Source organism: Herbaspirillum huttiense, from assembly GCF_004367745.1.
Classification (GTDB): Bacteria; Pseudomonadota; Gammaproteobacteria; order Burkholderiales; family Burkholderiaceae_D; genus Herbaspirillum; species Herbaspirillum huttiense.
In genome coordinates this window covers 5,486,635-5,509,537 of the sequence record NZ_CP037993.1, presented here as the reverse complement: position 1 = coordinate 5,509,537, position 22,903 = coordinate 5,486,635, and the positions used below count along the sequence as shown (strand labels likewise).

Here is a 22,903-nt window from a genome sequence, read left to right as displayed (position 1 = left end):
AAAATTCCCAAAAACCGAAAGCGGCTCAACGCTCCACGATGAACGGCGTACCGGCACTGCGCTGGCGCACCAGCATGGCCGCGTTCTGCGCTGCCGGACGGGTCGGGTAGGGGCCGGCATAGAGGCGATAGAGGCCGTTGACCTGCACCGCCTGCATGCTGTCGACGATGCCGGAGAGGCTGGGCAGCAGCTTGTCGCGCGCCACCAGGGCATTGGCTTCCTGCGAGTAGGCACCGAACTGCAGGTAGTAGCCGGCCGTCAGCGGAACCGCTTGCGGCATGGCCGGCGAGGGGGCCGAGCCGCTGGCCACGGCATTGATGATGCCGCCGCCCCCGGCCATGCCCGCGCCACCGGCGGCGCTGCTGGTGCTGGCGTTGATGGGCTGTACCGCCGCCACGGTCGGCTGCGGTGGCAGGCTTTGCGCGCTGACCGTATTGATTTCCACCGGTCCGGTGGAGACACCCTGGCCACCGGCCCCGGTATCGGCCGCCCGGTTGATCGGATCGGCCGCCGCCAGCGTGGTGCTGCCGCCATTGCGGCGTGCATCGGCCATGCGCTGGGCTTCTTCCGGCAGGATGCGCTCGACTTCCAGCTCGCTGCTGCCGGTGCCGAGGTAGCCGAGCTTGAGCGCGGCCGTGTAGGAGAGGTCGATGATGCGGCTGGAGTGGAAGGGCCCGCGGTCATTGATGCGCACGATGACCTGCTTGCCGGTCTTCAGGTTGGTCACCCGGGCGTAGGACGGGATGGGCAGCGTGGGATGCGCGGCCGTCATCTTGTACATGTCGTAGAGTTCGCCCGAAGAGGTCTTCTGGCCATGGAATTTCTTGCCATACCAGCTGCCCACGCCGCGCTGGATGAAGGGCTGGTTGTTGTCCGTGATCGGCACGTAGGTCTTGCCGAACACCGCATAAGGCCGGCTGGCGGCCTTGGAGACCGGTTCCACCTGGGGTTCGGCATCGGCCACGTCCAGGAGGCCATCGGGGATGTGATCGCCCGGGCCGTCATCCTTGTAGTAGCCGCCGCGCCCCGACCCCGCCGCCGGCAGCGCCGGGACGTTGGAGGGCCGGGTACCGGCGGACTTGGTCGGGGTGGCCGGTGCCTGGGCGGTCTGGCGCGGGGCCTGCTGGGTGGTGCCGCAAGCGGCCAGCAGCAAGGGCAGCAGCAGCGTGCCCCAGCGCAGGGCGCGGCCCAGGGAGGCGCGCGGGTGTTGATGGTCTAGAGTGGGTGTTTCCATGGGCTGTCCTTGGTCAACAGTCGATGCGCGGGGCCTGGTGCTTGCGGGTCCCGGCCGGAATGTTCGCAACGATACCAGACTGCAATGCACCGAGGCTGACAACTCGTCAGTACAGCAAGTTCACGAATCCTCGTAAACTTGCCATTCCTGCAACAAGAAAAGTCTGCGTCCGGATCAGCTTTGAACCAGTTTGCGATGGCGCTGGATGCTCATCAGGATGCCTGCGCCCAAGCCCAGCGTGACCAGCGCGGTGCCGCCATAGCTCATGAAGGGAAGCGGAACGCCCACCACCGGCAGGATGCCGCTGACCATGCCCATGTTCACGAAGGCATAGGTGAAGAAGATCATCGTGATCGCCCCGCCCAAGAGGCGCGTGAACAGCGTAGGCGCATTGGCCGTGATCATCAGGCCGCGCCCGATCAGGAGCAGGTACAGCACCAGCAGCACGCAGTTGCCGATCAGTCCGAACTCCTCCGAATAGACCGAGAAGATGAAGTCGGTGGTACGTTCGGGGATGAATTCCAGGTGCGTCTGGGTGCCCATGAGCCAGCCCTTGCCCGTGACGCCCCCGGAGCCGATGGCAATGGTGGACTGGATGATGTGGAAGCCCTTGCCCAGCGGATCGGAGGTCGGGTCGATCAGCATCATGACGCGCTGGCGCTGGTAATCGTGCATGAAGGACCACACCACCGGCAGGCTGGCCGCGCCTGCCACGAAGAGTCCCAGCAGGATCTTCCAGGGCAGGCCGGCAAAGAAGATGACGTAGAAGCCGGCGGCCAGCACCAGCAGACCGGTGCCCAGGTCAGGCTGGCGGATGATCAGAAAGCCCGGGATCAGCAGCAGGATCGCCGCCACCAGGAAGGCATCCCAGCGCAGCATGCCTTCGCGCTTCTGGAAGTACCAGGCCAGCATGAGCGGCATGGCGATCTTCATGATCTCGGAAGGCTGCACCACCATGCCGATGTTGAGCCAGCGGCGCGAGCCCTTCTTGATGATGCCGAACAGCGCCACCGCGATGAGCAGCGTCACCCCCACCGTATAGACCGGCACGGCCAGCCGCAGCAGCAGCTGGGGCGAGACGTTGGCGGCTACCCACATGACGATGAAGGCCACCAGGATGTTGCGCAGCTGGTCTTCCACCCGGCCGGGGAAGTTCATGCCAGCCGAATAGAGGGTGACGATGCCCACCGACAGGATCAGGAACACGATCAGCGACAGCGCGCCGTCGAACACCGTCAGGTGCGGCTTGATGATTTGCCACAGGGGCGGACGTTGCAGGCTCATGCCGGCTCCTCGTGCGTACTGCTTGTTGCGATGTCAGGCCTCATTCCTGCACATCCGGCTGGACGGTCGGCGTATTGCTGCTGCCGGCGTCTTCGGAGGTGGAACCTTCGACCGGGGTATCCGGGCTCACCGCCTCGGGCGCGACCGACTTGATCGGCTCATTGGGGCGCTTGCCCAGCATGAAGTAATCCATGGCCTTGCGCACCAGCGGCGCAGCCACGCCGGCACCCCAGCCACCGTTCTCAACGACGGCCGCAATGGCGATGCGCGGCGCATCGGCCGGCGCAAAGCCGATGTAGAGGCCGTTGTCGTGGTAGATGCGCGAAAGCTTCTTGGAATCATACTTCTGGTTCTTGGCGATGTTGACCACCTGCGCCGTACCGGTCTTGCCGCCCGACTCGTAGGGCGCGCCCCGGAAGGCGGCTGCGCCCGTGCCTTCCTTGACCACGCCCACCATGGCGCGCTTGATGAAGTCGATGTTTTCCTGCTTCAGCGGGATGCGATAGCTTTCCTTGGGCACGGTCTCGGTGCGCTCGTGGGACACCCCGTCCTCGATGATCTTGACCAGGTGCGGCTTCATCACCACGCCATTGTTGGCCAGGATGGCAGTGGCCTGCGCCAGTTGCAGCGGGGTGAAGCTGTTGTAGCCCTGGCCGATGCCCAGCGAGACGGTGTCACCGGCGATCCAGCGTTTCTGCTCGGGTTTGCGGAAGGCGGTGCGCTTCCACTCGGTGGAGGGCAGGATGCCGCGCTTCTCGTGCTCCAGGTCGATACCGGTGATCTGGCCGAAACCGAAGGGCTTCATGAAGTCATGGATGGCATTGACCCCCATGTCATTGGCCAGCATGTAGTAATAGGTGTCGCAGGAGATGGCAATGGAGCGGTACATGTCCACCACGCCGTGGCCACCTTCCTTGTCGTCGCGGAAGCGGTGATTGCCCAGCACGAAGAAGCCCGGATCGCGGATGGCATCCTGCGGGCGGCGCTTGCCCAGTTCCAGCGCAGCCAGCGCCATGAAGGGCTTGTAGGTCGAACCAGGCGAATAGAGGCCCGACAGCGGGCGGTTCAGCAGCGGACGGTCGGGCGACTTGTTGAGCTCATCCCAGCTCTGCTGGTCGATGCCTTCGACGAACAGGTTGGGATCGTAGGAGGGCTGGGAGACATAGGCCAGGATGTCGCCGGTGGCCGGGTTGATCGCTACCAACGCGCCCTTCTGGTCGCCGAAGGCTTCTTCGACCACCTTCTGCAGCTCGATGTCGATGGACAGGATCAGGTTCTTGCCGGGCGTGGCCGGGGTGCGCGAGAGCGAGCGCACGGCGCGTCCGCTGGCCGAGATTTCCACTTCCTCGTAGCCGGTGGTGCCGTGCAGCTGGGTTTCGTAACTCTTTTCCAGGCCTTCCTTGCCGATGTAGTCGGTGCCGTTGTAGTTGGCTTCGTCGTCGGAGTCGGCGATGCGTTCGGCATCGCGCTGACTGATGCGGCCGATGTAGCCGATCACGTGCGCAGCAGTCTTGCCGTAGGGATACTGGCGGAACAGGCGGGCCTGCACTTCCACGCCGGGGAAGCGATAGCGCTGGGCGGTGAACTTGGCCACTTCCTCATCGGTGAGGCGGGTGCGGATGGGCACGCTTTCGAAGTTCTTGGATTCTTCCTGCAGGCGGCGGAAGCGGCGGCGGTCGCGCTGCTGGATTTCCACGATGGTGCCAAGCTCATCGATGAGGTCATCGATGTTGGTCTTGATCTTGGAGGGCGTGATTTCCAGCGTGTAGGCCGAATAGTTGCGCGCCAGCACTACGCCGTTGCGGTCCAGGATCAGGCCGCGGTTGGGCACGATGGGCACCACCGAGATGCGGTTTTCCTCGGCCTGGGCGGCGTAGGCGTCGTGGCGCACCACCTGCAGCCACAAAAAGCGCGCCAGCAGCAGGCTGAAGCACACCAGCACCAGGACGCTCGCGGCCAGCAGGCGCATCCGGAACAGTCTCAGCTCATGCGCGGTATTCTTGAATTCGGTCATGCTGCTTGCACCTGGCCCCTCAGATGGGGCGGTTCTCGTCGCGGTCCACCGCGCGGCGCTGCGGCGCCAGCAGCAGGACGCTCACCACCGGCCACAGCAGGGCCGAAACCAGGCTCTCGCTGAAATAGAACCAGTCCGGCGACTTGCCCGTCACCAGCAGCTGGATCACCAGTTGCACCGCCTGCGCCAGCAGCATCAGCGGCAGCACGTGCAGCGCCTGGGTGCGCAGCGGGAACCACAGTACGCGGCGGTGGATCATGATGGCGAAATACGACAGCAGGGTGTAGGCCAGCGCGTTCTCGCCCAAGAGCGTGGCTTCGTTCACATCCATCAGCAGGCCCATCATGAAGGCCACGCTGATGCCGACCTTGCGCGGCTGGTGGATGTTCCAGAACACCAGCGCCAGCGCCACGAAGTCGGGCACGCCGACCATCTGCCCCCAGGGCATCAGGTTCAGCACGAACGCCACGATGAGGCTGAAGGCGATGAACAGCGGGCTGGCCGGCAGGAGGATGTATTGATTGTTCATCGTGCGGGTTCCTTGGCGGCCGGTTTGGCGGTGGCTGCTGCTGCAGCCGGCGCGGCCGGGGTAGCTGAAGCGGCCGCTGCCGCAGGCTTGGCCGGCGGTGTCACGTTGGCGGCGCCCTTGCGGTCTTCGGCGGGCTTGTCTTTAGGCGTGGCGTTGGCATCCTCGGCGCTGTTGTCGCGGGTGCTGTCACGCAGGCGGCGCTTGAAGAGCTTGGCCGATTTTTCATCGATCACGTCCGGCTCCGGACGCGGCGCCAGGTTCGGTTCCACCAGCAGGATCAGCAGCTGGCGATGGCGGTCGATGCCGGCCAGCGGACGGCACACGATGCGGGCGAAGGAGTCCGCCGAACGGGTTTCCACCAGCGCCACGCTGGCCACCGACAAGCCCGGCGGATAAACACCGTCGATGCCCGAGGTCACCAGCACGTCACCCTTCTGGATATCGGCGTTGGCCGGCATGAAGCGCAGGTCCAGCGCGCCGGTCTGGCCGCGGCCGTAGGCCACGCTGCGCAGGCCGTTGCGCAGTACCTGCACCGGAATGGCCTGGTCCTTGTCGGTCAGCAGCGTCACTTCGGAGGAGAACGGGAATACCCGCGTCACCTGGCCCACGATGCCGACCTCGTCGATCACCGGCTGGCCTGCCGTGACACCCTGCTGCGAGCCGCGATTGAGGATGATCTTGCGGGTGAAGGGATCGCGCGCATCGTAGAGAATCTCGCCGACGATGGACTTGACCGGCACCTTCTGCTGCATGTCCAGCAGCTTGCGCAGCTGCACGTTCTCGGCCGCCAGCAGGCGTTCCTGCTGCATCAGCTGGGCGTTGACGATCTGCTGCTGGCGCAGCTCGCGGTTTTCCTTCTGCAGCGAGGCCAGCGAAGAGAAGTATTCGGACGAATTGGTGAAGGCGTCGCGCGGCACCATGGCCACCGTCTGGAACGGATAGAGGGCCGTGCCCAGCGCCTGGCGCAGCGTGCCCAGCACGTGCATGCGGGCGTCGACCACCAGCATCACGACCGAGATCAATGCAAAGACGGTCACGCGCACCCGGGCCGAAGCGCCCTGCTTGAAGAGTGGTGGGATTTCCATGGCGTCAGGCCGACTGCAGGGTCACACCAAGTGACCGGCTGCAGGCGGATAACTCACTTCCTGCGTCGAAAACGGTAACAAAAAGGGGAGCCGAGGCGCTCTGGCGACCCCGTACCCGCCGACGCTGCATCAGGTGCGCACGCGGGGTGCGCATCCTGTGGCTGGTCGGTGTGAACGGCGTCATATCGAACGGTTCGGTTCCCCACTCATCCGGCAGTACATCGCTGCCGGTTCATGCTTTGCTGCCCGGGCCTGCTGTCCGGCAGGCCCATGTACCTTGATACTGCTGTACTTTGGTGCTGTGGCTGTTCTGCGACTTTCGGCCGGCTTATTCAGCCGAGAAGATCGAACCCAGCTTGTCCATGCGGTCCAGTGCCATGCCCGAGCCGCGCACCACGCAGGTCAGCGGATCTTCGGCCACGATCACCGGCAGGCCGGTTTCTTCCATCAGCAGGCGGTCCAGATCGCGCAGCAGGGCGCCGCCACCGGTCAGCATCATGCCCTTTTCGGCGATGTCGGCACCCAGTTCCGGCGGGGTCTGTTCCAGCGCGTTCTTGACGGCCGAGACGATGTTGTTCAGCGGATCGGTCAGGGCTTCCAGGATTTCATTGCTGGAGATGGTGAAGGAACGCGGGATGCCTTCGGACAGGTTGCGGCCCTTGACTTCCATTTCCTTGACTTCCGAGCCGGGGAAGGCCGAGCCGATTTCCTTCTTGATCGCTTCGGCGGTTTGTTCGCCGATCAGCATGCCGTAGTTGCGGCGGATGTAGTTGACGATGGCTTCGTCGAACTTGTCGCCGCCCACGCGCACCGAACCCTTGTAGACCATGCCGCCCAGCGAGATGATGCCCACTTCGGTGGTGCCGCCGCCGATGTCGACCACCATCGAGCCGGTGGCGTCCGAGACCGGCAGGCCCGAGCCGATGGCCGCAGCCATCGGTTCCTCGATCAGGTAGACCTGGGATGCGCCCGCGCCCAGTGCGGATTCGCGGATGGCGCGGCGTTCCACCTGGGTCGAACCGCAGGGGACGCAAATGATGATGCGCGGGGAGGGGCGGAACAGCTTGGAGTCATGCACCATGCGGATGAATTGCTTCAGCATCTGCTCGGTGACGGTGAAATCGGCGATCACGCCGTCCTTCATCGGGCGGATTGCCTCGATGTTGCCGGGCACCTTGCCCAGCATCTGCTTTGCTTCCTTGCCGACCGCCTGGATGGTCTTCTTGCCGTTGGGGCCGCCTTGCTGGCGGATCGCCACTACCGACGGCTCGTCCAGCACGATGCCATGGCCGCGCGCGTAAATCAGCGTGTTCGCGGTGCCGAGGTCGATCGCCAGATCGTTGGAGAAGTAACTGCGGAGAAATCCAAACATGAGTTGTCCTGATGCGCCCGCGAGGGGGCGCCTAGCTTTTTGATAGGGGGAGGTGTCCGTTCATGCTGCGGCGACGCGAAAATCAGGCGCCTGCAAGGCATTAATCCGACATTCTACCTTATAATTCTCGAGAAACCAGCAAGCCGGTTTGCCAAAAACGTCCGCTTTACGGGAGCTTCCGGCCGCCATCTGGCGCGGGTTTGCCGTTTTTCAAGCGATTCACGCCATGACCCGGTCGACCCGCCGCGCAAGCGAACTTGCCAAGGGCGCCAAGGCTGCAGAAAACGCCTTGCGGCCGCAGCGGCTACGGGTCTTCCAATTTCAACATCACGCGGCGCGCCCGGCGCGTCCTTTCGACCATGTCTCTAGCCCTTTCCGACGTCAAACGCATCGCCAACCTGTCCCGACTGGAGCTCACCGAGGCCCAGGCCGGTGCCACCCTGGACAAGCTCAATGGCATCTTTGCCCTGGTGGAGCAGATGAAGGCCATCGATACCTCCGGCGTGGAACCGCTGTCGCACCCCATCGCCGCCATCGAACCCGCGCTGGCACTGCGCCTGCGCGAAGATGCCGTGACCGAATCCAATCGCCGCGAGGACTACCAGCAACCAGCCCCGGCCACCCAGGATGGCCTGTACCTGGTGCCCAAGGTCATCGAATGAATCCGGCGCTTCGCGCCAGCCACCGTCCGCTTCCGGCCCAGCCGGCCCGCAAGACCGCAGCGTAATCGACTCCATGCACAAGCTCACCCTCAAAGAATTGTCCGCGCAACTGCAAGCGCGCAAGATTTCCGCCACTGAACTGGCGACCCTGTTCCTGGACCGCATCGCGGCCAGCGACCTCAATGCCTTCCTGCATGTGGACCGCGACCTCACCCTGGCACAGGCCAAGGCCGCCGACGTGCGCCTGGCAGGCAATGATGCCGGTCCTTTGACCGGTGTGCCCATTGCACATAAGGACATCTTCGTCACCCGCAACTGGCGCACCACTGCGGGTTCGCGCATGTTGCAGGACTATGTGAGCCCCTTCGATGCCACCGTGGTGGAGCAGTTCAACGCGGCCGGTACCGTCACCTTGGGCAAGCTCAACTGTGACGAATTCGCCATGGGCTCCAGCAACGAGAACTCGTTCTACGGTGCAGTCAAGAACCCCTGGGACAAGACCGCCATCCCCGGCGGCTCCTCCGGCGGCTCGGCCGCTGCCGTGGCTGCGCGCCTGGCGCCGGCGGCCACCGCCACCGACACCGGCGGCTCGATCCGCCAGCCGGCCTCGCTGTGCGGCGTGACCGGCATCAAGCCGACCTATGGCAGCGTGTCGCGCTACGGCATGATCGCCTTCGCCTCCTCGCTGGACCAGGGCGGCCCGATTGCCAAGACGGCCGAAGACTGTGGCCTGCTGTTGAACGCCATGACCGGCTTCGACGAACGCGATTCCACCAGCCTGCAACGTCCCAAGGAAGATTTCACCCGTTCGCTGAACCAGAGCCTGCAGGGCCTGCGCATCGGCGTGCCCAAGGAATTCTTCGGTGCCGGCCTGGCCGCTGACGTGGAAGCGGCCGTGCGCGCTGCCCTGGCCGAGTTCGAGAAGCTCGGTGCGACCCTGGTCGAGATCTCGCTGCCCAAGACCGAGCTGTCGATCCCCGTGTATTACGTGATCGCCCCGGCCGAAGCCTCGTCGAATCTGTCGCGCTTCGATGGCGTGCGCTACGGTCACCGTGCCGCCGACTACAAGGACCTGGCCGACATGTACAAGAAGTCGCGCGCCGAAGGCTTTGGCGACGAGGTCAAGCGCCGCATCCTGGTCGGTTCCTACGTGCTCTCGCACGGCTACTACGACGCCTACTACCTGCAGGCCCAGAAGATCCGCCGCCTGATCGCCGAGGACTTCCAGCGCGCCCTGGCTGGCGAGAACCGCCAGTGCGACGTCATCATGGGCCCGGTCTCGCCCACCGTCGCCTGGGACCTGGGTGACAAGACCGACGACCCGGTGGCCAACTACCTGGCCGACATCTTCACGCTCTCCACCAGCCTGGCCGGTTTGCCGGGCATGTCCATTCCTTGCGGATTCGGACAGGGCGAGAAGAACGGCAAGCGTCCGGTCGGCCTGCAGATCATCGGCAATTATTTCGACGAGGCGCGCCTTTTGAACGTGGCGCACCAGTTCCAGCAGGCCACCGACTGGCACCTGCGCGAACCGGCCTGATCGCGGGCTCTCGTCAACTACAACAGCATTCGCAAGGACAACATCATGCAGTGGGAAGTCGTCATCGGCCTCGAAACGCACACGCAGCTTTCGACCCAATCCAAGATCTTCAGCGGCAGCTCGACCCGCTTCGGCGCCGAGCCCAACACCCAGGCCAGCCCGGTGGACCTGGCCTTGCCGGGCGTGCTGCCGGTCCTGAACAAGGGCGCGGTGGAACGCGCGATCCAGTTCGGCCTGGCCATTGGCGCCACCATCGCACCGCGCTCGGTGTTCGCGCGCAAGAATTACTTCTATCCTGACCTGCCCAAGGGCTACCAGATCAGCCAGTTCGAGATTCCCGTGGTGCAAGGCGGCACCATGTCCTTCGCCGTGGAGAAGGATGGCAAGACCGAGATCAAGACCATCAACCTGACCCGCGCCCACCTCGAAGAAGACGCCGGCAAGTCCCTGCATGAGGACTACCAGGGCATGACCGGCATCGACTTGAACCGCGCCGGTACGCCCCTGCTGGAAATCGTCACCGAACCCGAGATGCGCAGCGCCGCCGAAGCCGTCGGCTACGCCAAGGCCCTGCATTCGCTGGTGGTGTGGCTGGGCATTTGCGATGGCAACATGCAGGAAGGTTCCTTCCGCTGCGACGCCAACGTTTCGGTGCGTCCGGTGGGCCAGGAGAAATTCGGCACCCGTTGCGAGATCAAGAACCTGAACTCCTTCCGCTTCCTGGAAGAGGCCATCAACTACGAAGTACGCCGCCAGATCGAGCTGATCGAGGACGGTGGCACCGTGGTCCAGGAAACCCGCCTCTACGATCCGGACAAGAAGGAAACGCGTTCCATGCGCAGCAAGGAAGACGCGCAGGATTACCGTTACTTCCCCGACCCCGACCTGCCGCCGCTGGCCATCTCGCAGGAGTGGATCGAGCGCGTCAAGACCACCATGCCCGAGCTGCCCGGCGCGATGCGCGAGCGCTTCGTGGCCGAGTATGCGCTGCCGGAATACGATGCCATGGTGCTCACGCAATCCAAGGGCATGGCCTCCTACTTCGAAGCCGTGGTGGCTGCCGCGGGCAAGGACCAGGCCAAGCCGGCCGCCAACTGGCTCATGGGTGACGTGGCCTCCACGCTCAACCGCGAAGACACCGACATCGCCGATGCGCCCGTGAAGGCCGCGCAACTGGCGCTGCTGCTGAAGCGCATCGCCGATGGCACCATCTCCAACAAGATCGCCAAGGAAGTCTTTGCGGGCATGTGGGAAGCCAGGTCCGACAAGGATTCCGTGGCTGATGACATCATCAAGGCCAAGAACCTGACGCAGATCACGGATAGCAGCGCGCTGGAAGCCCTCGTGGACCAGGTGTTGGCGGCCAATGAAAAGTCGGTGGCGGAATTCCGTGCCGGCAAGGAACAGGCCATCAACGCCCTGATCGGCCAGGCCATGAAGGCCACACGCGGCACGGCCAATCCGGCGCAATTGACGGAACTGCTGCGCAAGAAGCTGGCGGGCTGATACAAGGCCCTTGCCTGATAAAGCAGCAGCGCAATGAACCCTGCGTCCCGCAACGGACGCGGGGTTTTTTCTTATGCAGCCAACACCAATGGCCGCCCCCGCGCCCAGCGATTGCTCGACAGCGAGAAGGTCAATGAGCTGACCTGGTGATACCACCCCGCCGGGATGTAGAGCATCTCCCCCGGCTGCACCTCGCAGCACACCAGTGCCGCCTGGCGCGCCAGCGGAAAGCGCTCCAGGTCCGGATGATCGGGGTCGAAGGGCGAACCGAACAGGATGGCGTTGGCCTCCTTCGGATAGAGATACTGGTCATGATGGGGCGGGGCCAGCCAGACGCGCTTGCTGCCCCATACCTGCGCGAAGACATTGTCGTCATAGTCGCAATGCAGCGGCGTGATGCAGCCGGCCGGGCCGATCCAGAAGCGCGGCGGTCCCATCTTCTCGAAGAAGTTGGGCCAGTGACACAGGCGATTCAATTCCCGCAATTCCAGGTTGCCCAGATAGGGCGGCAGCCCGCTCTCATCGGCCAGCGCCTGTTCCAGGTAATCGACCAGCGTCATGTCCTGCATGGCGCGGTCGGGCGCGAAGGCGGTGTTGATGTAGTCGCCCACGCGGGCCCGCACCGGCAACTGGCCGAAGTGTTCCCGCAGCGCTTGCACCGACATCGCCGAGAGCGGCCAGCGGCCGGCCATGCCCGTCATGATGAAGGGCAACCCCGCCCGTGCCCGTTCACGGAAGGCCGCCGTTTTCTGCGGGCCGATGCGCGCGATCTCATGCACCTCGGGCAACGCGGCACTCGCCGCACGGATGGCCTCACGCATCTCGGCCACCGAACTCACGCCACGCACCTGGGCATCGCGCTGGTCGCGCGCCGCCTTGCGTGCAGCGGCTTCCTCCGCGCTCAGGCCGCTGACGTCGGGGCGTGGCGGCAGGGACCGTGCCGCAGAATGGGCGGTTCCGGGGTGAAGTGAAGGAGAAGGCTCAGACGGTTTCATCCTCGCCATTTTAAAGGGGTTGCGGCAGTCCCTATCTCGATTGCCGCATAAGGATATGAATTCTTCTTCCTTGTTCCGGGGTAGCCGGGGGAGTGTAATAGGCGTTTGGCCAGCCGGACATGCGCCGGGCTGGCACCGCCTACACAGGAGCCCCCATGTCGGTCGCCACACTGGAACGCACGCAGCAGACGCAGCAACACTTCGAGATCCGTCCTTTCGACGCCCCGCTGGGCGCGGAAATCGTTGGCCTGGACCTGAACTTGCCGGTCTCGGCGCAAGAGCTGGCGCGCATTCGCGGCGCGCTGGTCGAGCATGGCGTGGTGGTGTTCCGCGAGCAGCGCATCACGCCGCAGCAGCACATCGATTTCAGCCGCCGCTTTGGTCCGCTGCAGGTGCACGTGCTCAACCGCTTCCACCTGGCCGGGCATCCGGAGATCCTGATCGTCTCCAACGTGGTCGAGAACGGCAAGCCCATCGGCCTGGTCGATGCCGGCGCGGACTGGCACTCGGACCTGTCCTACATGCCCAAGCCCAGCCTGGGCGCGCTGCTGCATTCGCAAGAATTGCCCGCTGAACGCGGCGATACGCTCTACGCCAATACCGCTGCCGCCTGGGACAGCCTGCCCGCCGCGCTCAAGACCCAGCTCGAAGGCAAGCGCGCCGTGCACTCCTACGTCTACCGCTACGAGCGCCTGCGCAAGCTCTCGCCGTGGCGCCAGCCGCTGACGCAGCAGCAGATCGATGAAGTGCCGCCGGTGGAGCATCCGGTGGTCATCACCCATCCGGAAAGCGGCCGCAAGATCCTGTTCGTGAGCGAAGGCTTTACCTCGCACATCATCGGCATCCCGCGTGACGAAAGCGATGCGCTCTTGAAGGAACTGCACGCCCATATCACGCGCCCTGAGAATGTCTATACGCACCACTGGCAGGCGCATGACATGGTGTTCTGGGACAACCGCAGCACCCAGCACTACGCCGCGATCACCCCGCAACACCTGCGCCGCACGCTCTATCGCACCACCGTCGAAGGCGACGTGCCGCGTTGAGCGATTACTGAGGACGCGCTGGCGCGTCCGCTACCAACGCGGTATCAAGACGAAACACGCTGACCGCTTCGGTCAGCGAGGCCGCCTGATCCTGCATGGAGCGCGCCGCCGCGGCCGCTTCTTCCACCAGCGCCGCATTCTGCTGCGTGGCTTCATCGATGTGGGTGATGGCCAGGTTGACCTGTTCGATGCCATCACTCTGTTCCTGGCTGGCCAGCGTGATCTCGCGCACGATCTCGGTCACGCGCGCCACGCTGTGCACCACCTCCTGCATGGTGTCACCGGCCTGGGCTACCAGGCGGCTGCCGTCGCCGACCTTTTCCACGGAATCCCCGATCAGCTGCTTGATCTCCTTGGCCGCCGACGCTGAACGCTGCGCCAGCGAGCGCACTTCGGAGGCCACCACCGCAAAGCCGCGTCCCTGTTCCCCCGCGCGCGCCGCTTCCACGGCGGCGTTCAGGGCCAGGATGTTGGTCTGGAAGGCGATGCCATCGATCACGCCGATGATGTCGGCGATCTTCTGCGACGAAGCGTGGATCTCGCCCATGGTCGCCACCACCTGCTCCACCACCGTACCACCCTGGCTGGCCACCTGTGAGGCCGATGCGGCCAGCGCATTGGCCTGGCGCGCATTGTCGGCGTTCTGCTTGACGGTGGAGGTGAGCTGTTCCATGGCCGATGCGGTCTCTTCGAGCGAACCGGCCTGTTGTTCCGTGCGCGCCGACAGGTCGAGGTTGCCGGTGGCAATCTCGCGCGAGGCGACGTTGATGGTCTCGGTGCCGGAACGCACGCGCCCCACGATGTCCTGCAGGTTGCCATTCATGGACTTGAGCGCGGCCAGCAGTTGGCCGGTTTCGTCGCGGCTATTGGCCTCGATGTGCGAGGTGAGGTCGCCTGCGGCCACCGTTTCCGCGATGCTCACCGCCTGGTTCAGCGGGCGCGTGATGCTGCGCGTGAGCAGCCAGGCCAGTGCCGCGCCCAGCACGATTTCCAGCGCACCCAGCATCAGCAGCATGCTGCGGCCTGAACGATAGTCGCCGTTGATCTCACTGGCGGCCTGGTCGATCACCTTCTTCTGGTAATCAGCATAGCGCAGCACGCTGTCGGCATACTCATCCATCATCTTCACCAGCGTGGTATCGGTCATCTCGCGGGCGCGTGCATCGTCGCCGGCGGTCTTGATGTCGAAGATCTTTTGCCGCGTATCGCGATAGGCGGCACGCAGCTTGCCGACTTCCGCGAAGAGACGCTTTTCCTCGGGATCGGTGATGGCCGCTTCCACTTGCTTCTGCAGCTGGCTGATCTTGGCCGATTGCGCATCGATCTGCTTCTGGAAGTATTGCTGGAAGGCATCGTCATCACTCTTCATGACGGCGAAGGTGCGCACGCCGTTTTCCTTGATGGCCGCATGCCACTGTACGGCATCGCGCTCTTTCTTCAGCGCAATCTGGGTCATCTCGTCGGTGGCGTCCCCGATATTGCCCAGTCGCCACACGCCCAGGCCGACCATCACGGCCATCAACATCAGCAAGGCAATGAAGCCGATGGCCAGGCGTACGCCGATCTTGAGGTTTTTCATTCCGTCTCCCCTGATTGAGTGAGGCGACCGGCGGCTGGTGTGCTGTTTTGCTGTTGTGATCGTGAGCCGGGCGCTGGCAGCAAGGACGGGCAGCCCATCCTTGCTGTCTTTGCAGGCTAACACAGGCCTTCCCCGGCACGGCACAACTCGGGAATATCCCGATACCGGGGTGTTGTATTACGGCAAAGCCCTTCGGCCCGCAACGCAGGCCCGGTGCGTGTTACCAGTCCATGGCCGGATCCAGCGGATAGATCGGCCGCCGCACCTTCTTGATCGGGAACAGCCGGAAATTGGCGCTGGTCGGGCCGCCGCTGTCGGAATCGCACTCCACCAGCGCGCGGCTGATGGGCACGAAGACCGGACGGCAATACATGCGCGACTTCAGGATCAGGAAGGCTTGCTGCGCCGGGTCCAGGCCCAGGCTGGTGAAGACCCCGAGGTCATACGGTTCGACCCGCTCCTCGGTGACGACGATGCGCGCCGCACCGATGTCCAGCAGCACGCTGCGCCCCATCTGCAAGGTCGAACCGGTGTAGATCGGCCCGGTGACGGTGAAACGGCCATCGCTGATGGCCGATACCTTTCCGGTATAAACCGGCGGCGTCTTGCTGATGCCCTGCGCAGCCAGGTCCACCTTGTTGCCCACGGCCAGCGTGACGGTCGCCCCCACCCCGGCCTGCACCAGTTGCGCCACCGCTTCCGGGTCGCTCACCGGGCCCACGGCAATGCCCGTGAGACCCGCCTGCAGAGCGGCTTCCAGCACGTCCATGGTATTGCAGGTACCGCCCGACATGACGTTGTCGCTGTGGTCCAGCAGCAGTACCGGACCCTGTCCCGAACCTTCGCTCAATGCGCGTGCCTGCGCCAGCGATTCGGCCAGCGGCAAGCTGTCATAGACGAAGTCGTCACGTTCATTCCAGATCTGCCGCGCGATGCGCTCGGCCACGGCATCGGCCAGTGCGGTGTCGTTCTCGGTCACCACCACCACCGACATCCCCGCATCGCGGAAATCCGACAGGGGGAAGCCCGCCAGCACTGACACCGCCAGCACGCCCGCTTCCTGCTCCGCCGCTTTGGCCGCTTCCACGGCGCGCTGCATGGCCGAGGCCGAGGTATTGCTGGTCAGCGTGGCCGACAGCACCGGCACCTGGCGCCAGGCCATCGTTGGCTGCGACTTGCCCTGCAGCCGCGCCAGCAGCAGGCGGCCGGCATGCTCGCCGGTCTCGAACATGTCGATGTGCGGATAGGTCTTGAAGCTGACGATCACATCGGCATGCGTGACCATCTTCTGCGTGACGTTGCCATGCAGGTCCAGCGCCACCGCCATGGGCGTATCGGGCGCGATGCGGCGGATGCGTTCGAGCAGCGTGCCTTCGCCATCCTCGGCGTTCTCGGCCACCATGGCGCCATGCAGGTCCAGCAGGATGGCATCGCAGCCACCTTCAATGGCACGCACGATGGCGTCGCACATCACCGTGTAGGCATCGGCCGCCACCGCCGCACTGGGATTGGCCCATGCAGCCAGGGGCGTGACGATCTCGGCACCGGTCTGTTCGGCCAGTTCGAGGAAGGCCCCCATGGCGGTACGCGCACCCTTCTGGTCGCGATACGCATCGGCATCCCATTGCGGGGCGAAGGCTTCAAGGGGTGTGGGAATCGGCGAGAAGGTATTGGTCTCGTGATTCATGCGTGCAATGACGATTTTCGGTTTCATGTTCAGTTTTTTGCATCAATCCAAATTCATGCAATGATCAGTCGGCGACCACGCCCGCGCTGGCCAGCATGGCCTGCAACAGCACGTTGCAGCCGGCTTCGAGGTGCTCGGGGCGCGCATCTTCGATCTCGTTGTGGGAGACCCCATCCTTGCAGGGCACGAAGATCATGCCTGCCGGTGCCAGGCGTGCGGCATAGATGGCGTCGTGCCCCGCGCCGGAGACCACGTCCATGGTCTTGTAGCCCAGTGCGGCCGAGGCCGCGCGCACGTTGTCCACGCAATCCGGATGGAAGGGGCAGGGCGGGAAGTACGAGACCCGCTCCAGTTCGATGGACAGCCCGGTCTTCTTGCGCATCGCTTCCAGGTAGGCCAGCAGGTCTTCATGCATGCGCGTGAGCGAGTCCTCGCTGACGTTGCGCAGGTCGATGGAAAATTTCACCTGCCCCGGAATCACGTTGCGGCTGTTGGGCATCACCTGCACCTGGCCCACCGTGCCGCGTCCGTAAGGCGGATAGCGGTTGGCGATGGCCACTACTTCCTGCATGATGAAGGTCGATACCTGCAGCGCATCCTTGCGGATTTCCATCGGGGTCGGCCCGGCATGCGATTCAAAACCGGTCACCGTACAGTCGTACCACGACAGCCCCAGCACCGCCGGCACCACGCCGATGACGGTATCGGCGTTTTCCAGCACCGGTCCCTGTTCGATGTGCGCCTCGTAATACGCACCGATGGGATGATCGCCGCAGACCTGCTCGCCGATATAGCCGATGCGTTCCAGTTCGTCGCGCACCTTCTTGCCGTCGATGTCGGCGGCGTTGTAGGCGTGCTCCAGCGTGAAGGCCCCGCAGAAGACCCCCGAGCCCATCATCACCGGCACGAAGCGCGAGCCTTCTTCATTGGTCCATACCGCCACTTCGATGGGGGCCTCGGTCTGGATGTTGTACTGGTTCAGGGTGCGGATCACCTCGATGCCGGAGAGCACGCCGTAGTTGCCGTCGAACTTGCCGCCAGTGGGCTGCGTATCGATGTGCGAGCCCGTCATCACCGGCGGCAGCGCATTGTTGCGGCCCGGGCGGCGCATGAAGATGTTGCCGATCTGGTCCACCACCACGCTCATGCCTTCAGCGCGCGCCCAGGACGTGACCAGGTCGCGGCCCTGCTTGTCGAGGTCGGTCAGGGCCAGGCGGCAGACGCCGCCCTTGGCGGTGCCGCCGATGCGGGCCAGTTCCATCAGGGAGTCCCACAGGCGCGTGCCGTCGATGCGCAGGGTGGAGGCTTGTGCTTTCATGTCCATGTTTGATTCCTTGTTTGATTTGGTGCCGGTGCGCCTTCGATACGGCCTTCGGCCTACTCAGGACGAACGGGAGGAGGGGCATCCATCACTCCTTGGCAGTCCCATCTCCGATCCGTTCGACCTGAGTAGCCGCGCAGCGGCGTATCGAAGGACGCTCCGTCGTCACTCAGGCCGCCAGATTCACGCCCAGATAACGGTCCTTCACGCCATCATCGGCCAGGAAGGCGGCATTGCTGCCGCTGTAGACGATGCGTCCCTGTTCGACGATGTAATGCCGGTCCGCCAGTTGCGTACACACTTCCAGATTCTGTTCCACCAGGATGATGGACATCCCGGTCGCCTTGATCTGCCGCAGCTGCGCCACGATCTCGTCCACGATCACCGGCGCCAGGCCTTCGACCGGTTCGTCCAGCATCAGCACGCGCGGATGCGTCATCAGTGCGCGCGCAATGGCCAGCATCTGCTGCTCGCCGCCGGAGAGCTGGCCGCCGCCATTTTTGCGGCGCTCCTTCAGGCGCGGGAAGATGGTGTAGACCTCGTCCAGCCCCCATGCGGATTCCTTGCGCGCCGCCATGGTCAGGTTCTCTTCCACGGTCAGCAGCTTGAAGATGCCGCGATGCTCCGGCACCAGGCACACGCCGCGTGCAGCGATCTTGTAGGAGGGCAGGCCGCTGATGAGCTGGCCTTCAAACAGCACGCGTCCCTGCGCCGGCGGCACCACGCCGACGATACTTTTCAAGGTCGTGGTCTTGCCCGCGCCATTGCGTCCCAGCAGGGTCACCACTTCACCTGCATCAACCTGCAGCGACACGCCCTGCAGGATGTGGCTCTTGCCATAGTAGCCGTGAACGTCTTCCACTTGCAGGATCATGCTTTGCCTCCCGTGATCATGCTGCCGAGATAGGCCCGGCGCACGCGTTCATCGCTGCGGATCTCGGCCGGCTTGCCCTGCGCCAGGATCTGGCCCAGCTGCATCACCGTGATGCGGTCCGAGATATCCATCACGATATCCATGTTGTGTTCGATCAGCACCACCGTATAGTCACGACGCAGCCCGTGGATGAGCTGTTTCATCTCGGCGATGTCGTCGATGCCCATGCCCGAGGTCGGCTCGTCCAGGAAGATCACCTTGGGCCGTCCGGCCATGGCCATGCCCACTTCCAGCCTGCGTTGCTGGCCATGTGAAAGTTCTGCGCAGGCCCGCTCCGCCACCGCCTGCAGGGACAGGCGCGCCACCAGCTCATCGGCCAGTGTGCATGCGGCAGTGAACTGTTCGGCACGTTTCCAGGGATTGAGTGCGGCCAGCGGGGAACGCCCCTGCGCGGCCAGCCGCAGGTTCTCGCGCACGCTCAGGTTGGGGAACAGGCTGGTCACCTGGAAGGAGCGCGCCAATCCCTTCTGGACCCGGCGATTGCCCGGCAGGTGCGCCACTTCCTCGCCCTCGACCAGGATGCTGCCCTCGGTGATGGGCGTGGTGCCGGTCAGGGTATGGAACAGCGTGGTCTTGCCCGCGCCATTGGGACCGATTACCGAATGCACGGTGCCGGCCTCGATGTCCAGCGTGATGCCGTTGACGGCGGTGAACTTGCCGTAGCGCTTGGTGACGTTGACCGCTTGCAGGATGGGGCGGCTCATGAGTGCTTCTCCTTGGTCACGGTGGTGGCCTGCGCCGCGTCATCCTTGCGGCCGCGCGCGGCATCGATCAACTTCACGGCCAGGCCGAACAGGCCCTTCTGCATGTAGAGGCTGACCGCAATCAACAGCAGCCCCAGCAGCATCAGCCAGCGTGGCCACAGCGTGGAAAGCCAGTTGCCCACCAGCACATAGAAGCTCGCGCCCAGCACCGAGGCAAACAGGTTGCCGGTGCCGCCGATGACGGTCATCACCAGGATCGCTTCGCTGGTGTGGTATTCGATGTTGGACAGCGGTGCCACGCCGGTCATCATCGCGTGCAGCCCCCCGGCCAGACCGGTGACCGCGCCCGAGATCACGAAAGCCGCCAGCTTCAGCAGCCGCACGTCGTAGCCCAGCGCCGAGGCGCGCGCTTCATTCTCGCGCACCGCCAGCAGGGTCTTGCCCAGCACCGAATCGACCACGCGCTGCAGCAGCCAGAACACCAGCACGAACAGGATGGCCACCACCGTGTAGTACTGCCACGAGGAAGTGGTCGGCAGCAGCGTGAAGCCCAACAGAGAGAGCGGCGGACGCGGGATGTCCAGCAGGCCGTTGTCGCCGCCGGTGACATCCTTGAGGGTATAGGCCAGGAAATAAAACATCTGGGCGAAGGCCAGCGTGAGCATCACGAAGTAGGTGCCGCGCTGGCGGATCGAGAACCAGCCCACCAGCAGCGCTACCAGCGCGCCGCCCACGGCCGCCAGGGCCAATGCGGGCAGCAGCGCGAGTTTCAGCTGCAGCAGCACCACGCCGGTTGTATAGCTGCCCACGCCAAAGAAGATGCCCTGGCCAAAGGACATCAGGCCGGTATAGCCCAGCAGCAGGTTGCAGCCCAGCGCGGCCAGGGCGAACACCAGCACTTCGGTGGCCAGCGTGCCTGAAGGCAGCAGCAGCGGCAGCAACAGCACCACGGCGGCGGCCAGCAGGGTGTAACGGAAATGCGCAATCTGTTTCATGAAAGCCTCTGTGCAGAAAACGTCAGGTGGCGTCAGGTGACGTAATGCGGCTTCAGGCCGCGCCGGGCCGGCCCAGCAAGCCATTCGGACGCAGCAGCATCACCGCCGCCATGGCCACGTAGATCATCAGGTGCGCCCCTTCGGACCAGACCGTGCTCATCACGCTCTGCACGATGCCGACCAGGATGCCGCCGATGAGCGCGCCCCAGAAGCTGCCCAGCCCGCCGACCACCACCACCACGAAGGCGATGCCCAGGGCCTCGACCCCCATGAAGGGATCAGCCCCGCGTATCGGTGCGGCCAGCGCCCCGGCCAGTCCGGCGGTGGCCGCCCCCAGGGCGAAGACCAGGCTGAAGATGCGCTGGATGTTCAGGCCCAGCAGGCTGACCATTTCGGTCGATTCCGACCCGGCCCGCACGATCGAGCCCAGGCGCGTGCCTTCCAGCACCCACCACAGGAGCAGCGCCATGACGGCGGTCAGGCCGATGACGAAGAGGCGGTACTTGGGATAGACGAAGCCGCCCCACATCACCACGCCCTGCAGCAGATCCGGCGGCGAGACATTGTTGCCCAGCGGTCCCCAGACCGAGATCACCGCTTCCTGGATCACCAGCGCCATGCCGACCGTGAAGAGGATGTGGAAGTGATGCGGCAGGGCGTACACGTGGCGCAGCACGAAGCGCTCCACCACCCAGGCGAACAGGCCCACGGCGGCGGGGGCAATGAAGAGCGACCACCAGAAATCCAGGCCGCGGCTGGTGGCCTCGTAACAGAGATAAGCGCCCAGCAGGAAGAAGGCACCGTGAGAGAAATTGACGAAGCGCAGCAGGCCGAAGACGATCGACAAGCCCACTGCCAGCAGGAAGTAGAGCATGCCGATGCCCACGCCATTGGCGATCTGCAGCAGATAGATGTTCATGGAACCTCGTGAGAAGAACAAGGAAGTTCAGTCAAGCCAAATCACCGTTCGAACTGAGTAGACCCGCAGGGTCGTATCGAAGGCGCGCCGTCGTCAATACAGGGGAAGCCACGCCTTCGATACGCCGCTGACGCGGCTACTCAGTCCGAACGGAAAGGGGAGTGCCGGAATGCAGCATCCCATCAACGCCACATCACAGCTTGCACTGCGTCTTCTCCAGCGGCAGGAAGGACTTGCCGGAGGAAACGATGTCGGCATAGTCATTCTTGTTGGCCATCTTCGCCTTGGCCTTGCCCTTGAGCAGGTAGTAGTTCTTGATGACCTGGTGGTCGCCCTTGCGGATTTCCTCTGTGCCGGTCAGGCCCTCGTACTTCATGCCTTCCATGGCCGCGATCACCGCCTTGGGATCGGTGCTGTTGGCCTTGATGATGGCGTCCAGGATGATCTTGGTACAGATGTAGGAACCGGCCAGGCTGTAATTGGGATCGATCTTGAGATTGTCGTTGACCAGCTTGACGAACTCCTTGTTGAAGGGCGAATCGATGGCGTGCCAGTACTGCGCGCCGAAGTAGACGCCATCGCAGATATCGGCCCCCAGGGTCTCGAACTGTTCCAGTCCCGAGGCCCAGGCCATGAGGATGGTGCAGTTGTTCTTCATGCCGAAGCTGACCGCCTGGCGCAGCGTGTCCGAGGATTGCGAACCGAAGTTCAACAGCAGCAGCACGTCCGGCTTGGCCGCCATGGCATTGGTGAGATAGCCGGAGAATTCCTTTTCGGTCAGCGAGTGGTAGCTGTTGCCCACATGCTCGATGCCCTTTTCCTTGAAGATGTTCTTGGCCGCCGACAGCAGGCCTTCGCCGAACACGTATTGCGGCGTGATGGTGTACCAGCGCTTGGCATTGGGCAGCTTCTCCAGCAGCGGACGCACGGTCTGCTCGATGGCCCCGAAGGTCGGCACCGACCAGCGGAAGGTGGCGCGGTTGCAATCGCTGCCGGTGATCTCGTCGGCCCCGGCGGTGGTGATGAAGACTGCGCCGGCCTTGTCGGCTTCCTTGCCCATGGCCAGCGCTTCGCCGGAGAGGATGCCGCCGGCGAAGAAGCGCGTGCCCTTCTCGATGGTTTCCTGCATCTTGCGTACCGCCGTGGCGGGCTTGCCTTCGGTGTCGAGGGTGACGTAGCTGGTGCTCTTGCCGAGCACCTTGCCGTATTTCTGCAGGGCCAGCTTCATGCCCATATCGGCGAACTTGCCGTTGGCGGCGAAGGGGCCGGACATCGGCACCGGACAGCCGAAGGCAATGCTCTCGGCCTGGGCAAACACATCGTGGTAGCTCAATGCGCCGGGTGCGGCCAGTGCGGACAGTTTCAGGAAATTGCGACGGCTGATCATGCTTGTTTCTCCCTCGAAGCTTACGATTGACAGATGACATCCATGGAATTGCGCAATGCTGCAGTACTGCCCGTCAACGCAAGTTCCATGCCCGTGCTTCCCGAAAAACT

The 22,903-nt window shown here is 64.1% G+C and carries 19 protein-coding genes; 4 read left to right on the top strand and 15 right to left on the bottom strand.

All coding sequences use genetic code 11. The features are described 5' to 3' along the window. Positions 1-25: 25 nt before the first annotated feature. The 6 genes from E2K99_RS24590 to E2K99_RS24565 all read right to left on the bottom strand — a co-directional run bounded on the left by E2K99_RS24590 (position 26) and on the right by E2K99_RS24565 (position 7,518). Complete coding sequence (locus tag E2K99_RS24590) at positions 26-1,234, bottom strand: septal ring lytic transglycosylase RlpA family protein (protein ID WP_205703731.1); 1,209 nt, start codon at positions 1,232-1,234, stop codon at positions 26-28. Positions 1,235-1,408: 174 nt separating this feature from the next. Beyond that, positions 1,409-2,518 carry a rod shape-determining protein RodA gene (rodA, locus tag E2K99_RS24585; RefSeq protein WP_034340689.1) on the bottom strand — a complete coding sequence of 370 codons (1,110 nt, stop codon included), beginning with the start codon at positions 2,516-2,518 and terminating at the stop codon, positions 1,409-1,411. Between the two features lie 40 nt (positions 2,519-2,558). Further along, a complete protein-coding gene (mrdA, locus tag E2K99_RS24580; protein ID WP_039782966.1) occupies positions 2,559-4,532 on the bottom strand; it encodes a penicillin-binding protein 2 in 1,974 nt (657 codons plus the stop codon). Positions 4,533-4,551: 19 nt separating this feature from the next. Continuing rightward, complete coding sequence (gene mreD / locus E2K99_RS24575) at positions 4,552-5,061, bottom strand: rod shape-determining protein MreD (RefSeq protein WP_034340686.1); 510 nt, start codon at positions 5,059-5,061, stop codon at positions 4,552-4,554. After that, entirely contained in the window at positions 5,058-6,146 is a 1,089-nt protein-coding gene (mreC, locus tag E2K99_RS24570; RefSeq protein ID WP_134223902.1) for a rod shape-determining protein MreC, read from the bottom strand. The genes mreD and mreC overlap by 4 nt, the downstream gene beginning before the upstream one ends. Positions 6,147-6,474: 328 nt before the next feature. Then, a complete protein-coding gene (locus E2K99_RS24565; protein WP_006465688.1) occupies positions 6,475-7,518 on the bottom strand; it encodes a rod shape-determining protein in 1,044 nt (347 codons plus the stop codon). A 359-nt stretch (positions 7,519-7,877) separates the two neighbouring features. On the opposite strand from E2K99_RS24565, the gene gatC reads away from it, so the two are divergent. From gatC to gatB, 3 genes are all read left to right on the top strand, one after another. Then, entirely contained in the window at positions 7,878-8,180 is a 303-nt protein-coding gene (gene gatC, locus E2K99_RS24560) for an Asp-tRNA(Asn)/Glu-tRNA(Gln) amidotransferase subunit GatC (RefSeq protein WP_134223901.1), read from the top strand. Between the two features lie 73 nt (positions 8,181-8,253). Then, positions 8,254-9,720 carry an Asp-tRNA(Asn)/Glu-tRNA(Gln) amidotransferase subunit GatA gene (gatA, locus tag E2K99_RS24555; RefSeq protein ID WP_034340678.1) on the top strand — a complete coding sequence of 489 codons (1,467 nt, stop codon included), beginning with the start codon at positions 8,254-8,256 and terminating at the stop codon, positions 9,718-9,720. Positions 9,721-9,765: 45 nt separating this feature from the next. Further along, a complete protein-coding gene (gene gatB, locus E2K99_RS24550; protein ID WP_134223900.1) occupies positions 9,766-11,226 on the top strand; it encodes an Asp-tRNA(Asn)/Glu-tRNA(Gln) amidotransferase subunit GatB in 1,461 nt (486 codons plus the stop codon). A gap of 71 nt (positions 11,227-11,297) precedes the next feature. Here the strand turns inward: gatB and E2K99_RS24545 are convergent, their stop codons facing one another. Beyond that, positions 11,298-12,221 carry a cupin-like domain-containing protein gene (locus E2K99_RS24545; protein WP_134223899.1) on the bottom strand — a complete coding sequence of 308 codons (924 nt, stop codon included), beginning with the start codon at positions 12,219-12,221 and terminating at the stop codon, positions 11,298-11,300. 155 nt (positions 12,222-12,376) lie between these two features. Between E2K99_RS24545 and E2K99_RS24540 the strand changes: the two genes are divergently transcribed. Continuing rightward, positions 12,377-13,267, top strand: coding sequence for a TauD/TfdA dioxygenase family protein (locus E2K99_RS24540; protein ID WP_134223898.1), 891 nt, complete (start codon positions 12,377-12,379; stop codon positions 13,265-13,267). Between the two features lie 4 nt (positions 13,268-13,271). Here the strand turns inward: E2K99_RS24540 and E2K99_RS24535 are convergent, their stop codons facing one another. The 8 genes from E2K99_RS24535 to E2K99_RS24500 all read right to left on the bottom strand — a co-directional run bounded on the left by E2K99_RS24535 (position 13,272) and on the right by E2K99_RS24500 (position 22,793). Next, positions 13,272-14,846 (bottom strand): methyl-accepting chemotaxis protein, encoded by a 1,575-nt coding sequence (locus E2K99_RS24535; protein WP_134223897.1) that lies wholly within the window; start codon positions 14,844-14,846, stop codon positions 13,272-13,274. 220 nt (positions 14,847-15,066) lie between these two features. Next, positions 15,067-16,560 carry a M81 family metallopeptidase gene (locus E2K99_RS24530; RefSeq protein WP_134223896.1) on the bottom strand — a complete coding sequence of 498 codons (1,494 nt, stop codon included), beginning with the start codon at positions 16,558-16,560 and terminating at the stop codon, positions 15,067-15,069. Between the two features lie 37 nt (positions 16,561-16,597). Beyond that, complete coding sequence (locus tag E2K99_RS24525) at positions 16,598-17,857, bottom strand: Zn-dependent hydrolase (protein ID WP_134223895.1); 1,260 nt, start codon at positions 17,855-17,857, stop codon at positions 16,598-16,600. A gap of 166 nt (positions 17,858-18,023) precedes the next feature. Beyond that, on the bottom strand, positions 18,024-18,728 hold the full coding sequence (locus E2K99_RS24520; protein ID WP_134223894.1) for an ABC transporter ATP-binding protein: 705 nt from the start codon (positions 18,726-18,728) through the stop codon (positions 18,024-18,026). Continuing rightward, positions 18,725-19,492, bottom strand: coding sequence for an ABC transporter ATP-binding protein (locus E2K99_RS24515; protein ID WP_034340654.1), 768 nt, complete (start codon positions 19,490-19,492; stop codon positions 18,725-18,727). Before E2K99_RS24515 ends, E2K99_RS24520 begins: the two co-directional genes overlap by 4 nt. Next, a complete protein-coding gene (locus E2K99_RS24510) occupies positions 19,489-20,487 on the bottom strand; it encodes a branched-chain amino acid ABC transporter permease (RefSeq protein ID WP_134223893.1) in 999 nt (332 codons plus the stop codon). The genes E2K99_RS24515 and E2K99_RS24510 overlap by 4 nt, the downstream gene beginning before the upstream one ends. Positions 20,488-20,539: 52 nt before the next feature. Then, positions 20,540-21,406: a branched-chain amino acid ABC transporter permease gene (locus E2K99_RS24505; RefSeq protein WP_034340650.1), complete on the bottom strand. Its 867-nt coding sequence runs from the start codon at positions 21,404-21,406 to the stop codon at positions 20,540-20,542. 193 nt (positions 21,407-21,599) lie between these two features. Then, on the bottom strand, positions 21,600-22,793 hold the full coding sequence (locus E2K99_RS24500; RefSeq protein ID WP_121041230.1) for an ABC transporter substrate-binding protein: 1,194 nt from the start codon (positions 22,791-22,793) through the stop codon (positions 21,600-21,602). Positions 22,794-22,903: the final 110 nt, after the last annotated feature.